At 71.6% G+C, this 13,290-nt stretch carries 11 protein-coding genes and 1 pseudogene; 8 read left to right on the top strand and 4 right to left on the bottom strand.

The genetic code is table 11. From position 1 onward, the window contains the following. The first annotated feature begins 81 nt into the window (after positions 1-81). Positions 82-837: an AfsR/SARP family transcriptional regulator gene (locus BLW84_RS27275; protein ID WP_093270783.1), complete on the top strand. Its 756-nt coding sequence runs from the start codon at positions 82-84 to the stop codon at positions 835-837. 287 nt (positions 838-1,124) lie between these two features. Beyond that, positions 1,125-1,556 carry an organic hydroperoxide resistance protein gene (locus BLW84_RS27270; RefSeq protein WP_093270780.1) on the top strand — a complete coding sequence of 144 codons (432 nt, stop codon included), beginning with the start codon at positions 1,125-1,127 and terminating at the stop codon, positions 1,554-1,556. A gap of 177 nt (positions 1,557-1,733) precedes the next feature. Here the strand turns inward: BLW84_RS27270 and BLW84_RS27265 are convergent, their stop codons facing one another. Further along, complete coding sequence (locus tag BLW84_RS27265) at positions 1,734-2,768, bottom strand: alpha/beta fold hydrolase (protein WP_093270777.1); 1,035 nt, start codon at positions 2,766-2,768, stop codon at positions 1,734-1,736. A 165-nt stretch (positions 2,769-2,933) separates the two neighbouring features. Beyond that, on the bottom strand, positions 2,934-5,657 hold the full coding sequence (locus tag BLW84_RS27260) for an ATP-binding protein (RefSeq protein WP_093270774.1): 2,724 nt from the start codon (positions 5,655-5,657) through the stop codon (positions 2,934-2,936). Positions 5,658-6,075: 418 nt separating this feature from the next. Between BLW84_RS27260 and BLW84_RS27255 the strand changes: the two genes are divergently transcribed. The 4 genes from BLW84_RS27255 to BLW84_RS27240 all read left to right on the top strand — a co-directional run bounded on the left by BLW84_RS27255 (position 6,076) and on the right by BLW84_RS27240 (position 10,148). Then, positions 6,076-7,713 carry a DUF6351 family protein gene (locus BLW84_RS27255; RefSeq protein WP_093270771.1) on the top strand — a complete coding sequence of 546 codons (1,638 nt, stop codon included), beginning with the start codon at positions 6,076-6,078 and terminating at the stop codon, positions 7,711-7,713. Between the two features lie 131 nt (positions 7,714-7,844). Further along, entirely contained in the window at positions 7,845-8,549 is a 705-nt protein-coding gene (locus BLW84_RS27250; RefSeq protein WP_093270768.1) for an alpha/beta fold hydrolase, read from the top strand. 120 nt (positions 8,550-8,669) lie between these two features. After that, positions 8,670-9,263 (top strand): TetR/AcrR family transcriptional regulator, encoded by a 594-nt coding sequence (locus BLW84_RS27245; protein WP_093270882.1) that lies wholly within the window; start codon positions 8,670-8,672, stop codon positions 9,261-9,263. A gap of 324 nt (positions 9,264-9,587) precedes the next feature. Next, positions 9,588-10,148, top strand: a complete 561-nt coding sequence (locus BLW84_RS27240) for a DUF6130 family protein (protein ID WP_245761411.1) — start codon at positions 9,588-9,590, stop codon at positions 10,146-10,148. Between the two features lie 84 nt (positions 10,149-10,232). On the opposite strand, the gene BLW84_RS27235 is transcribed toward BLW84_RS27240, so the two are convergent. After that, complete coding sequence (locus BLW84_RS27235; protein ID WP_093270762.1) at positions 10,233-11,195, bottom strand: quinone oxidoreductase family protein; 963 nt, start codon at positions 11,193-11,195, stop codon at positions 10,233-10,235. A gap of 133 nt (positions 11,196-11,328) precedes the next feature. On the opposite strand from BLW84_RS27235, the gene BLW84_RS27230 reads away from it, so the two are divergent. After that, on the top strand, positions 11,329-11,706 hold the full coding sequence (locus tag BLW84_RS27230; protein WP_093270879.1) for a nuclear transport factor 2 family protein: 378 nt from the start codon (positions 11,329-11,331) through the stop codon (positions 11,704-11,706). Positions 11,707-11,744: 38 nt separating this feature from the next. Then, positions 11,745-12,854, top strand: a complete 1,110-nt coding sequence (locus tag BLW84_RS27225) for an aldo/keto reductase (RefSeq protein ID WP_093270759.1) — start codon at positions 11,745-11,747, stop codon at positions 12,852-12,854. Between the two features lie 58 nt (positions 12,855-12,912). Here the strand turns inward: BLW84_RS27225 and BLW84_RS27220 are convergent. After that, positions 12,913-13,290 (bottom strand): annotated as a pseudogene (locus tag BLW84_RS27220) (amino acid permease); the annotation flags it as partial.

The raw sequence follows: 13,290 nt of genomic DNA, 5'->3' as shown, positions 1-13,290 counted from the left end.
CCTGGCGGGCCCCGGCAGCGCGGATCGGCGACGGCCGGGCGGCACCGCAGGTCGCGATCAACGGGAGGAGCGCCAACCACGATGGCCGGTTTGAGCTTCGGGCTGCTCGGCCCGATCAAGGTCTGGAGCGGCGGCGGGGAGCTGGCGGCAGGCTCCCCGCAGCAGCGCGGTGTGCTCGCGCTGCTGCTGCTCAGCGAGGGGCGACAGGTCTCGGTCGACGAGATCGTCCGCGCGCTGTGGGGGCTGGACGCTCCGCCCAGCGCCGTTGTCACGACCCGCACCTACGTCTCCCGGCTGCGCCGGATCCTGGCGGGCGGTGAGGCGGAGATCCGCTCGGCGGGCCGCGGCTACCAGCTGGTCGTCGCGCCCCGCGCGGTCGACGTGCCGGTGTTCCGCCAGACCACGTCCGCCGTGCGCGAGGCCCGCGAACGGGGACGACTCGCGGAGGCGTCCCGCCTGTCGCGCGACGCGCTGGCGCTGTGGCGCGGGCCCGCACTCGGCGGGTTGGGCGGCGCCTTCTTCGAAGGCCGCCGCACCTGGCTGGAACGGCTGCGCGCGACGGCCATGGAGGATCGCTGGGCGCTGGACATCGAGCAGGGCCACTGCGACCAGGCGATCGCCGAGCTCACGCTCGCGACCACGGCGGAGCCGTATCGAGAGAGGCTGTGGGAACTGCTGATCTGGGCCTTCGACCGGGACGGCCGCCGCGACGAGGCGGTGTCGGCCTACCAGCGGATCGCCCGGTTGCTGGCCGACGATCTGGGGCTGGAACCCGGTCCCGGTCTCCGGCGGATGCGCGCCAGGATCGGGACGGCGGTCGGCGCCTCGCTGGTCTGAACGCCGGTGACGTACGGGCATGACGTCATCCGACTGTCGCCAAGGCATTTGCCGGGTTCTTAACGTGGTGTCGTGCCGAGCCGCGGTGGTCGTGCTTCACGAACGCCGGGCCGCACACCGAGGCGGGGAAAGCCCCCGAGCGTCAAATGCCGTCACCGCGCAGAAATCCGCGCCGTCGCGCGGTGCACGGTCGTCCCCGCCTCCTGGACCGCCCCGGTCGGCTGGTGAGCCCGGCCGGGGCGGGCGCGGCAACACCCTGTGAGAACGCGAAGACGAGAAGGAATGCCATGGCTGAAACCACCTACACCGCGGTAGCCACCTCCACCGCGGAGGGCCGCAACGGCGGGCGGGCGATCTCCGACGACGGCGTGCTCGACGTCGGCCTCGCCGTGCCGAAGGCGCTCGGCGGTGCCGGCGGCGGCACCAACCCCGAGCAGCTGTTCGCCGCGGGCTGGGCGTCCTGCTTCGTCGGCGCCGTGCGCCGCGTGGCCGGCGAGAAGAAGGTCAAGCTGACCGACCTGGCCGTGATCGCGGAGGTCACGCTGCACCACGACACCGACGCGAACGAGTTCAAGCTCAGCGCCGCGCTGCACCTGGAAGCGTCGGGGATCGACCAGGCGACCGCGGACGAGCTCGTCCAGGGCGCGCACCAGGTGTGCCCGTACTCGAAGTCGACCCGGGGCAACATCGAGGTCACCCTCGACGCCACCGTCGACTGACGTCTCCCGGACGCTTTGAGCCCGCCACCGCCCGGTGGCGGGCTCAAAGCCGTGCCCAGTCCGTCCACGGAGCTCACCCGGGTTCGACCACCGGAAGTCCTTACCTCACAACCTGTTCCGATGAACAGGCGCGCGCCCGGTGGCCGATTGGGCCGCCGGGCGCGCGTTCTGCGTGGTTCAGAGCCGGTCCGCGTCGATGATCGCCTGGGCGAAGGGGCGCGGGGCTTCCTGCGGGACGTTGTGCCCGATCCCGTCGTAGACCCGGTGCTCGTACTTGCCGGTGAACTTGGCGCGGTAGGCGGCGCCGTTCTTGGCCGCGCCGTCGAAGTCGCTGCCGATCGTGATCGACGGCACCGAGATGGCCGGCCCGGCGGCGAGCCGCTGCTCGTACTGGTCGTACTGCGGCTCGCCGGGCGCCAGGCTCAGCCGCCACCGGTAGTTGTGGACGACGATGTCGGCGTGGTCGGGGTTGTCGAACGACGCCGCGCTGCGGTCGTAGGTGGCGTCGTCGAAGTTCCACTGCGGCGACGCGATCTTCCAGATCAGCTTGTTGAAGTCGTGCCGGTTCCGGTCGTAGCCGAGGGCGCCGCGCTCGGTCGCGAAGTAGTACTGGTACCACCAGCCCAGCTCGGCCGCCGGGGGCAGCGGCTGCTTGTTCGCTTCGAGGTTGGTGATGATGTACCCGCTCACCGAGACGATCGCCTTGCAGCGTTCGGGCCAGAGCGCGGCCATGATGGCGACGGTCCGCGCACCCCAGTCGAATCCGCCCAGAACCGCCTTGTCGATCCGCAGCGCGTCCATCAAAGCGATGATGTCGAGCGCCACCGCCGACTGCTGCCCGTTGCGGACCGCCTGCGGCGACAGGAACCTGGTCTGGCCCCAGCCGCGCAGGAACGGAACGATCACCCGGTAGCCCGCGGCGGCGAGCTGCGGCGCGACGTCGGCGTAGCTGTACGGGTCGTAGGGCCAGCCGTGCAGCAGCAGCACCGGCTGGCCGGTGGCGGGGCCGAACTCGGCGTAAGCCATGTTGAGCACACCGGCGTCGATCTGCTTGATCGGGCCGAGCGTGGTGTTCTCGCCCGATCCGACCCGGAGATCTGCACCCGCGGGAGCGGCGGCGGGGGTGGCGGGAGCGTTCGACGAGCAGGCGGCCAGCGACGTCGCCGCCACACCCGCCGCGAACGCCTGCGTGAATCGTCTTCTGCTGATCATCTGGAACTCCTGCGCGAATCTCGTCCACCGGGGCGCGGGCGTGTTCTCCCGCGACGCGCCGGGAAGCCCCACGGTCCTCCCGGCATGCCCAGGACGCTAAGGAGCCCGCGGAGGCGTTCGCGACCGTCGGATGACGCCGACGGTGTAAGTCACCGGCGATCGGCCCTACCGGGCGGGCTCGTCCTCGAGCTTCTTGAGCGTTCCCACCAGATCGGCCCGGGAACTCACGCCCAGCTTGGGGAAGATCCGGTACAGGTGGGTGCCGACGGTCCGGTGCGACAGGTAGAGCCGCTGCCCGATCTCCCGGTTCGTCAGCCCGTCTGCGGCCAGCTGCGCGATGCTCAGCTCGTGCGGGGTCAGCCGTTCCCGCGCGTCCGGGCCCCGGTTCGGGCTCGACTCCCCCGCGCTGCGCAACTCCCGGCGGGCCCGCTCGCCCCACGCGGCCATCCCGAGCGCGTCGAAGGCATCCCGGGCCGTGCGCAGGTGCGTCCGGGACTCCACCACCCGGCGCTGCCGCCGCAGCCACTCGCCGAACGCCAGGTGGACCCGCCCGCGCTCCGCGGGCCAGCCGGTCAGATCGGCCCGCAACGCGGCCGTGAACAGCTCCTCCGCCTCGCCGTTGGCAGCGAGCACTGCGCGCGCGTAGCGCAGCCCGATGTGCAACGCCGGCGACGGCGTCGACGCCGCCAGCGGTTCCAGCTCCCGCAGGACGTCCCGCATCGCGTCCGCTTTCCCGGCCCGCACCGCGGCCTCGGTGAGCTCCGCGACGAAGTACGCGCGCAGACCGAACTGATAGGCGGGATCCGCGGGATCGAGGACCCGGCGCAGGTCGGCGAACGCGTCGTCGAAGCGGCCCTCGCTCAGGGCCAGCAGCCCGCGGGTGAGCTGGACGGTGGCCAGCACCGGCCGGGCGCCCGCGGCGAGGCCGATCCGTTCGGCCTCGTTCACCAGCGCCCCGGCCTGCTCGTGGTCGCCCCGCAGCGCGGCGATCTCCGCCTGAACGGCCGTGGCCAGCCCGTGCATGAACGGCTGGCCGGTTTCCCTGGCGAGCGCGGCGGCCTCGGCGGCGATCGGGACGGCCGTGGCCAGGTCACCGAGCCGGGCCCGGCTCCACGCCTGCACGGTCAGCGCCCGGGGCAGCGTCCCGAGCCGCCCCTGGGCGCGCAGCCCGGGCACGGCCGCCGCGGTGAAGCGGGCGGCCAGGTCGAAGGCCCCGACCTGCATGGCCGCGCTGCCCAGGTAGCGGTCCACCTCCGGGTTGGATCCGGCGACCCCGGCCAGCTCGCGCAGCCCGTCGACCACCCGGTGGCCGCGCTCGAACGGCGCGACGTACGCGGCGACGGCGACCATCCGCGGATCGCCGGCGTCGATGGGCAGCCGGTCGGCCACGCCCAGCAGCGAGCCGCGCGCGGCCGGGCCGGGTTCGGACCAGAAGCAGCGCATGGCGGCGCCCAGCAGGATCCGGACGGCCGCCTCCACCTGCCCGTCCGTGGCGACCGCCTCGACGAGTTCGCCCAGCTCCGACACCCGGGAGACGTCCTCGCGCACCCCGTCCTCGAAGCCGCTGAGCAGCCAGCTGGCGGTGGCGCGCTGACGTGGCGAGAGTTCCAGGGCCCGCGCGTCGCGCACCAGGCGCTCGGCCTTGTCGCGGCGGCCGGATTCGACCGACAGCTCGGCGGCACGCAGCAGGCGGGCCGCCTGCCCGTCCGGCCGCTCGCTCAGCCTGACCGCCTGCTCCAACGCCGCGATCGCGGCGGCGAGCCCGCCGCGCTGTTGCGCCCGGTCGGCCGTCCGTTCCAGTTCGGCGGCCACGTCCTCGTCGGCTCCGGCCGTCGCGGCGGCCCGGTGCCACGCCCGGCGGTCCGGCTTGTCGAGCAGGGTCTCGGCCAGCGCCAGGTGGACCTGCCTGCGCTCGGCCAGCGTCGAAGCCGCCGCGATCGCCGAGCGCATCAGCGGATGCCGGAACGTCACCGCGTCGATGGCGAGCTCGACCAACCGGACCTCGACGGCCGGTGCCAGGACTTCCAGGTCGGCCGTGCCCAGGATCCGGCCGGTGGCCGCGAGCGTTTCGGCGACCGAGTCGGTCTGGTTGAGCGCCGCGACCAGCAGGGCGGTGCGGGTGGGCGCGGCGAGGGCGGCGACCCGGGCGGTGAAAGCGCGTTCGAGGCGGTCGCCCAGCGGCAGCACCGGGTCGATCCCGTCGAGATCCGCCGTCGCCGCGGGCAATTCGCTCAACGCCAGCGGATTGCCCGCCGCCTCCGCCAGCAGCTGCGCCCGGAGTTCCGGCGCGAGGCCGGGCGCGATCGAGTCCAGGACCTCACCGGCGCTCTGGTCGGAGAGCCGGTCGACGAGCATCGGCGACAGCCCGGCGTCCTGCAGCGGCGAGCGCTCATCGGTGCGCAGCGTCGCGATCAGCACGACGGGATCGGACTCGATCCGGCGCGCCACGAAGGCGAGCACGTCCGCGCTCGCGCGGTCGAGCCAGTGCACGTCCTCCGCGACGATCAGCAGCGGCCGGTCGGCGGCTTCGTCGGCCAGCAGGCTCAGCGTGGCGAGGCCGACCAGGTAGGTGCTGGGTTCCCCGCCGCCGGCGAGTCCCAGCGCCGTTCGCAGGGCGTCCCGCTGCGGGGCCGGGAGGGCGTCCACGCCCGCCCGGACCGGGTGCAGCAGCTGGTGCAATCCGGCGTAGGCGAGGTTCTGCTCCGCCTCCACGCCGGTGGTCTTCAGCACCCGCAGGCCGGCGATCGACGCCGCCGAAACGGCCTCCGCCACGAGCGCGGACTTCCCGATGCCGGCCTCGCCGTGCAGGAGGACGCCGCCGCGCTCCCCCGGCCCGTCGATGATCTCGGCCAGGAGCTTCAGCTCGGCTTCCCGCCCGAAAAGTCGCATCGTGCGCACTCCTGCCCTGGGTGCCCTCGGCCGATTTCGCCGGGCCGTACACGAGCCCCCGGACACGACCCTACCGAAGGGCCGGGCGGCGAATCCCGCCTGCACACCGGCGACACCGAGTGACGTTCCGGCAGGTCGCCCGCGCCCGATTCGTCCGGAAACCGCGCCCTGGCGTGGAAGTTCGCCCGGGAAGCACGTCTACTCGGCGTAAATCGCTTGTCAATGACGTCGCCGTACCGTCGGTTCCGCGACTTTCACCCCGCGGCGCCCAAGAAGGCGCCGACGACCGGCCTGCGCGGGAACCTCCCTCCGCCGCCGGGGTCGCGAGCTCGTCGCTCGCCGTGGCAGGTGCCGCGATCGCGCACCGCCACGAGCTCGCGGGCGAATCCGAATGCGAGAAACAGCGAGAAGGAAGTCCATGCGGCTCTTGACGAAACTGGTAGCGGCGGCCGCGCCGCTCGCGCTGATCCCCCTCGGCGGGATCGCCGCGGCACAGCTGGGTCCAGGCGACCCGGCACAGGTGGTGAGCACGGCCGCGCCGACGTGTTCCCCGGTCCCCGTCGACGCACCGCCCGGCTCGATGATCGAGTCGGTGCAGGCGGCCCGGAAGCCCGGCGGAACCGTCACCTTCCCGGCGACACCGTTCTCGCCCGCGTCCGAAATCACCGGTGTGCCCGCGTACTGCGAGATCACCGTCACCGTGACCCACCCGGGCGCGAACGACCACGTGAAGGTCGTGGTGGCGCTGCCGGAGACCGGGTGGACGGGCCGGCTCCAGGCCATCGGCGGCAGCGCCTACGCCGCCGGTAACTTCGGCGCGCCGCTGGTCCAGGCCGTCAAGGATGGCTACAGCGGCGTGACGACCGACGCCGGCGTGCCCTCCTCTGACAACCCCCTCGAAACCGGTTGGGCGGTGACCGCCAACGGGAAGATCAACACGCCGCTGGTGACCAACTTCGCGACGCGCTCGGTGCACGAAGAGGCCCTGATCGGCAAGGACGTGACCCAGGAGTTCTACGGCCGGTCGATCACGTACTCCTACTGGAACGGCTGCTCGACCGGCGGCCGCCAGGGCTACTCCGAGGCCCAGAACCACCCCGGCGACTTCGACGGCATCCTGGCGAACGCCCCCGCCGTCGACTGGACCCGGTTCGCGGTCGCGACCCTGTGGCCGCAGGTCGTGATGAACCAGGACCACCACTTCCCGAGCAACTGCGTCCTCAACGCGTTCCGGCAGGCGGCGATCGCGGCCTGCGACGCGGACGACGGCGTCACCAACGGCATCGTCGACCGACCGGACGAATGCAGCTACGACCCGCGCACCCTCGTGGGCACCAAGGTGCTCTGCGAGGGCGAGGAACTCACCGTGACGCCCGCGGACGCGGAGGTCATGCGCAAGGTCTGGGCCGGACCGACCGATGAACGCGGCCGGAGCCTGTGGTCGGGCCTGCCGAAGGGAGCCGACCCCGTGTGGCTGGCCGGAACGAAGGTCGATCCGGACGGCACCCTGTCGGCGCCGGGCTTCCCGGTGGCCGTGGCCTGGGTGCAGTCCTTCCTGGCGAAGCAGCCCGGCTTCGACACCTCGACGATCACCTACCGCCGGTTCACCGAGCTCTTCCGCCAGTCGGTGAAGGAGTACGACGAGATCATCGGCACCGCGAACCCGGACCTGTCGGACTTCCGGCGCTCCGGCGGCAAGCTGATCACGTTCGTGGGCACCGACGACCAGCTGATCCCGCCGGGCGGCACGCTCGACTACCGCGACCGGGTGGAGCGGCGGATGGGCGGCGCCGAGCGCGTGAACGACTTCTACCGCCTGTTCCTCGCGCCCGGCGTGGAGCACTGCGGCGGCGGCGCGGGCCCGGTTCCGGAGAACCCGCTGGGCGCCCTGGTGGACTGGGTCGAGCACGGCAAGGCCCCGGCGACCCTGGCGGCGTCGACCGTTGCCGGCGGCCGGACCGCTACCCGCGACCTCTGCCCGCACCCGCAGGTTTCCCGGTACTCGGGAGCGGGCGACCCCGCTGCCGCTTCCAGCTACCGCTGCACGAACAACTGATTCCCCGAATCGCCGTCTGCGCCGACGACCGTCCGGCGCAGACGGCGCTTTTCCCATGACGGGGCCGAAATCCGCCCCCGTCGAGTCGACCGTCCACTTCGGGTCGACTCGCACGCAGAGATGAGGAAGACATGCTGGCTGGCCCGAGGCACCTGGTCCTCGTGCACGGCGCCTGGCACGGCCCCTGGTGCTGGGAGCGGCTCGTACCCGAGCTGGAGCGCCGCGGCTGGACGACGTCCGCGGTCGACCTGCCCAGCACGTGGGGCAATCCGGGCACCGGGATGCACGACGACGCGCAGGCGGTGCGGGAACACCTGGAGTCCATCGACGGCCCGGTCACCGTCCTCGCGCATTCCTACGGCGGTGTCCCGGTCAGCGAGGTCGCCGACACGCTGCCCAACGTGCGGCAGCTGGTCTACCTGGCGGCGCACATGCTGGAGGCGGACGAGGCGGTGACCTCGTCCCTCGGCGGGCCGTGGTTCCCGCTGGAAGCTGAGACCGCGCCGCACCTGCCGCCGCACGAAGCCTTCTACCACGACGTTCCCGCGGAGTGGGCCGCCAAGGCGGTGGCCCGGCTCAGGCCGCAAAGCGCGCGGGTCTTCCTCGACGAGCAGACGCGAGCGTCGTGGCGAACCATCCCGTCGGCGCTGATCGTCTGCGACGACGACAGGAGCATGCCCGAGCTGTTCACCCAGCGGGCGCTGCAGAGCGCCGACGTCGTCCGGCACCTCCCCGGCGGCCATTCGCCGTTCCTCGCCCGGCCCGTCGAGCTCGCCGACGCGATCGACGAGGTCACCTTCACCCTCGCCACCGTCGCCGGCATCCGAGTTCCTTGACGGCGCCCGTCACCGGGAAAGCGCGGTGCATCCCGCTTTCCCGGTGGCGAGCGGCGAGCCCTCGCAAAAAATGAACCGCCGAGTACACTCCCGGTGGAGGTGCACGCCATGGGAGGACCGGTGCTCACGAAGAAGGGCGCTGCAACCCGCCAGCGGATTATCGACGCGGCCGCGGCGGAAATCCGCGAGCGGGGCGTGGGCACGACCACGCTCGACGACATCGGCCGGCGCAGCGGCACCGGCAAGAGCCAGCTGTTCCACTACTTCCCCGACGGCAAGGAACAACTGCTGCTGGCGGTGGCGCAACGCGAGGCCGACCGGGTGCTCGACGACCAGCAGCCGCACCTCGGGCAGCTCACCTCGTGGGCGGCGTGGCGGCGGTGGCGCGAGGCCGTGGTCGAGCGGTACCGCGGGCAAGGCGTGCACTGCCCGCTGGGGGTGCTGATCACCGAGATCGGCCGGCACAGCCAGGCCGCACAGGCGGTGACCGCGCAGCTGCTCGGCCAGTGGCAGCGCCAGGTCCAGACAGGCATCGAGCACATGCAGGAAGTCGGGCAGGTCAGCCGCCACCTCGATGCGGAGCGCACGGCGGGCGCCCTGATCGCCGCGATCCAGGGCGGCGTGACGATCCTGATGTCGACGGGCTCCGCAGAACACCTGGAATCCGCGCTGGACCTGTGCCTCGACTACCTGCGAACCGCGCGCCCCGCCTGAGCCGTTTCGAACTCGCGCGGACACGCGTGAGACGCCGAACGCCGGTTTCGCGCGAAACCGCCATTCCCCGTGAGGGCGAGGCGGCGGTTTCGCGCGAAACCGCCGCTGGTGCTGGGCATCGGGCGCCTTCGGATCAGCCTGGCGGAGCACCTCTGGGACGGCCTTCAAGGCGGGTGGCCCTAACGTCTGATCGCGGGGCCGTCCGAAGTGGTCACTTCGCGATCGCTCCGGGAAACCTGGCCGTGCAGGCGGCAGGTGATGACGTACGGCAATGGCGTCGCCCGACTGTCGCCGGGGCTTCCGGCGGAAATCTAGCGTGGCCCCATGCCTCACCACGACCTGCCACGTTCTCCGCGATCGGGACGTCGCTCCGCGCCTCGCAGGATCCGCCGAATCGCGATCGGCGCCGCGGCCACCACCTTCGCCGCGCTCGCGACCGCTTGCTCGACCGGCGCTCCCTCATCGGCGCCGACGTCCCTGGCGTCGGAGCCCCCAGCGCCGGTGGCCGCCGGTGCGGCAGGCTGGGAACCGGCGCCGGTCGTTCCCCTGCCGTCGCAACCACCCGCGTCGCTCGCCGTCGACGCCCCCTTGCCCGACCAGCTGGCGATGGGGTTGGCGGTGATCCGCTACCGGGCGGAGAACCTGCGGATCGTTCCGGTGTACGGGCCCGCCGCACTCGACGTTTCGCCCCGGATCGGCCACATCCACGTCACGGTCGACGACGCGCCGTGGCACTGGGCGGACGGCAGCGGCGATCCGCTCATCATCCAGGGCCTGCCGCCGGGCCCGCACAAGGTGCTGGTGCAACTGGCCGACCCCACGCACAAGGTCATCGACAGCAAGACCGTGGACTTCGTCATCACCGCGCAGGGCGGCCACCACTGACCGTCCACATTGGTGGGACGTCACCGAGATCGACGCGGGTCTGCGGCGCGCGAAGTACGCCGCAGACCCGCGGGGCCGAACGGATCAGGGCAGCAATAGCAATTTCCCCGTGGTGCGCCGGGATTCGATGTCCCGGTGCGCCTGCGCGGCGTCGGCCAGGGCGTAGCGCTGCCCGATGCGCGGCGTGAACTGCCCCTTCCGGACGAAGTCGAAGAGCTCGTTCGTCCGCCGGACCAGGGCTTCGCGCGTCGGCACGTGGTCGCCGACGGCCGGATAGGACATCAGGATGCTGTTCGGCATGTCCATCGGGCGGAACGTCGGGTTGCCGATCAGCACGCCGTAGTAGGCGTGGACGCCGTGCGGGCGGAGGGCGAGCTGCGACGAGCGCAACGTCTCCGAGCCGCCGCCGTCGTACACGACGTGCGCGCCCTCACCGCCGGTGAGATCCCGCACCCGGTCTTCGAAACCGCCTCCGCTGGACACGAGAACGTGATCGGCACCGGCTTCCTCCGCCACCGGCACCTTCTCCTCGCGGGACACCAGGGCGATCACCTTGCCGCCCCGGGCCTTGATCAGCTGGGTCAGCGCCAACCCGACCCCGCCCGCGGCGGCGTGCACGACGGCCCTGTCGCCGGGCCGGATCGCGTACGTCTCGGTGGTGAAGTGGTTGGCTGTGAGCCCCTGCATCATGACGGCGGCTGCGACCTCGTCGTCGACGTCGTCGGGCACGCGCACCAGCGACTCCGCGGGAATGGCGAGCCGCTCGGCGTAGCTCCCCTGGTGGTAGTACCACGCGACGCGGTCGCCGACGGAGAGGTCCTGCACGCCTTCGCCCAGCTCTGTGACGATGCCCACACCTTCGACGCCCAGCACCGCGGGCAGCGACCACGTGGGGACGGGCATCTTCCGGACTCCGGTGTCCATGAAGTTCACCCCGGCCGCCCGCAGCCGCACTCCGACCTCGCCGGGACCCGGTGCGGGATCGGGGAATTCGGCCCAGTTCATGACCTCCGGGCCGCCGTGTTCGCGCACGAAGATCGCGTGCATCGGGAACCTTCTCTCGTTTCTGACGCGGTGGACGGCGCGAGCCTAGACAGCAGAAAATGGACCGGCAAGTACAAACTTGGACCCGACGTTTCTGTACTTGCAGGTCCATTTTTCGTTCTCCACCCTGAACCGCATGGCCAATGACAACGACACCCTGGTACGCCGCTTCCTGGCGGCCTTCAACACCAAGAACGCCGACGAGCTCGCCCCCTACCTCCACCCCGAGGTCGTCTTCCACAGCTACGGCGACGACGAGGTCCGCGGCCGCGATGCGGTCGTCGGCCTGTGGAAGGGGGTTTTCGAGAGCTTCGAGCGGGTGGAGTTCGAGACCGTCCACCAGGCCGTCAACGGCGACGTCGTGATCGCCGAGCAGATCCACGGACTCGCGCTGCCCGGCGGGCCGCTGGCCCCGGTGATGAACATGGCCGTCTACGAGATCGAGGACGGCCGGATCATCGCCTGGCGCGACTACACCAATCCGGTCAAGGCCCGCGAACTCCTCACCGCCTGAATCCCCTGCCCCGCCACCTGATCAGGAGCAACGAATCCATGTCACTCGACCAGTACTACCTGCTCGGCCGGTCCGGACTCCGCGTCAGCCGCCTGTCGCTGGGCACGATGAACTTCGGCACCGGCGGTTTCCACGCCTCGTACGGCAAGACCGAGGACGAGGCCCGGCCGATCTTCCGCCGCTACGTCGAAGCGGGCGGGAACTTCATCGACACCGCGGACTTCTACACCGCGGGCGAGAGCGAAGCGATCCTCGGCAACCTCATCGCGGAAGCCGGGGTCCGCGACCGGATGGTGCTCAGCACCAAGTTCACCAACAGCGTCGACCCGGGCGACCCGAACGCGGGCGGGAACGGCCGCAAGCACATGATCAGGGCGGTGGAGTCGTCGCTGCGACGCCTGCGCACCGACTACCTCGACCTGTTCCTGCTGCACACGTGGGACCGGATCACCCCGGTCGAAGAGGTGTTGCGCACCTTCGACGACCTCACGAAGGCGGGGAAGATCCGCTACGCGGGCCTGTCCGACGTGCCCGCCTGGTACGCGGCCCGAGCGCAGACCCTCGCCGAGGCCCACTCCCTCGTGCCGATGATCACCCTGCAGCTGCCCTACTCCCTGGTGGAGCGGACGATCGAGGCGGAGCACGTCGCGGCCGGCCAGGCCCTGGGCCTCGGCATCACGGCCTGGAGCCCGCTCGGCAGCGGCTTCCTCACCGGCAAGTACCGCAACTCCGACAAGGGATTGACCGGCGAAGGGCGCCTCAGCGGCGAAGGCGGTGTCGGGTACGAGTGGACCGACCGGCACTGGGCGCTGCTGAAGACGCTGGAGACCGTGGCGGACGAGCTGGGCGTCACGATGGCGCAGGTGGCGCTCAACTGGGTCGCGACCCAGCCCGGGATCGCCTCGGCGATCGCGGGGGCGAGCAGCGCCGAGCAGCTCGGTTCCTCGCTGGCGGCACTGGATTTCGAAATTCCCGGGGAACTGCGCGCCGACCTCGACGCCGCCAGCGCCGTGCCGCCGGGCAAGCCCTACGTGATGTTCACGCCGGAGTACCAGTCATGGATCATCAACGCCGGCGTCAAGCTCGGCGACAAGCCGGCCGGATACCACCCGGTCGTGCGGAACTGGGTCCCGGAGAGCCAGCGCTGATCCGGCTCGAAACGCAGGAGCGGGAGCGGTCCTCGACCGCTCCCGCTCCTGTCACTGCTCAGACCTTCTCGCCGAGCGCCTTGGTGGTGTCCACGCGCTTGCGGACTGCGAACCAGCCGATCACCAGCACCACGACCAGCACCGGCACGCACAGCAGCGTCAGCCGCCCGGCCGGGACGTCGAACCACATCAGCACCACCACCGACGCCAGGAACGCCAAAGTCGCGATCTGCGTGACCGGCGCGCCCGGCAGCCGGTAGGACGGCCGCTCCACCTCACCCGACTTCGCCTTGCGCACGAACAGCAGATGGCACAACACGATCATGGACCAGGTGGTGATGATGGCGACCGCGGCGAAGTTCAGCACGATCTCGAACGCATCACCCGGCACCACGATGTTGAGGCCGACGCCGAGCACGCACACCGCACCTGTGAG

This window comes from Saccharopolyspora shandongensis, assembly GCF_900106995.1.
In the GTDB taxonomy this organism is placed as follows: Bacteria; Actinomycetota; Actinomycetes; order Mycobacteriales; family Pseudonocardiaceae; genus Saccharopolyspora; species Saccharopolyspora shandongensis.
The sequence above is the reverse complement of the archived record's forward strand: the minus strand, read 5'-3'. Positions and strand labels throughout refer to the sequence as shown.

What these genes read in the sequence shown, in the direction of transcription:
- BLW84_RS27275 (WP_093270783.1), top strand. Translation starts at nt 82, where the DNA reads ATGGCCGGTTTGAGCTTCGGGCTGCTCGGCCCGATCAAGGTCTGGAGC.
- BLW84_RS27270 (WP_093270780.1), top strand. Translation starts at nt 1,125, where the DNA reads ATGGCTGAAACCACCTACACCGCGGTAGCCACCTCCACCGCGGAGGGC.
- BLW84_RS27265 (WP_093270777.1), bottom strand. Translation starts at nt 2,768, where the DNA reads ATGATCAGCAGAAGACGATTCACGCAGGCGTTCGCGGCGGGTGTGGCG.
- BLW84_RS27260 (WP_093270774.1), bottom strand. Translation starts at nt 5,657, where the DNA reads ATGCGACTTTTCGGGCGGGAAGCCGAGCTGAAGCTCCTGGCCGAGATC.
- BLW84_RS27255 (WP_093270771.1), top strand. Translation starts at nt 6,076, where the DNA reads ATGCGGCTCTTGACGAAACTGGTAGCGGCGGCCGCGCCGCTCGCGCTG.
- BLW84_RS27250 (WP_093270768.1), top strand. Translation starts at nt 7,845, where the DNA reads ATGCTGGCTGGCCCGAGGCACCTGGTCCTCGTGCACGGCGCCTGGCAC.
- BLW84_RS27240 (WP_245761411.1), top strand. Translation starts at nt 9,588, where the DNA reads ATGCCTCACCACGACCTGCCACGTTCTCCGCGATCGGGACGTCGCTCC.
- BLW84_RS27235 (WP_093270762.1), bottom strand. Translation starts at nt 11,195, where the DNA reads ATGCACGCGATCTTCGTGCGCGAACACGGCGGCCCGGAGGTCATGAAC.
- BLW84_RS27230 (WP_093270879.1), top strand. Translation starts at nt 11,329, where the DNA reads ATGGCCAATGACAACGACACCCTGGTACGCCGCTTCCTGGCGGCCTTC.
- BLW84_RS27225 (WP_093270759.1), top strand. Translation starts at nt 11,745, where the DNA reads ATGTCACTCGACCAGTACTACCTGCTCGGCCGGTCCGGACTCCGCGTC.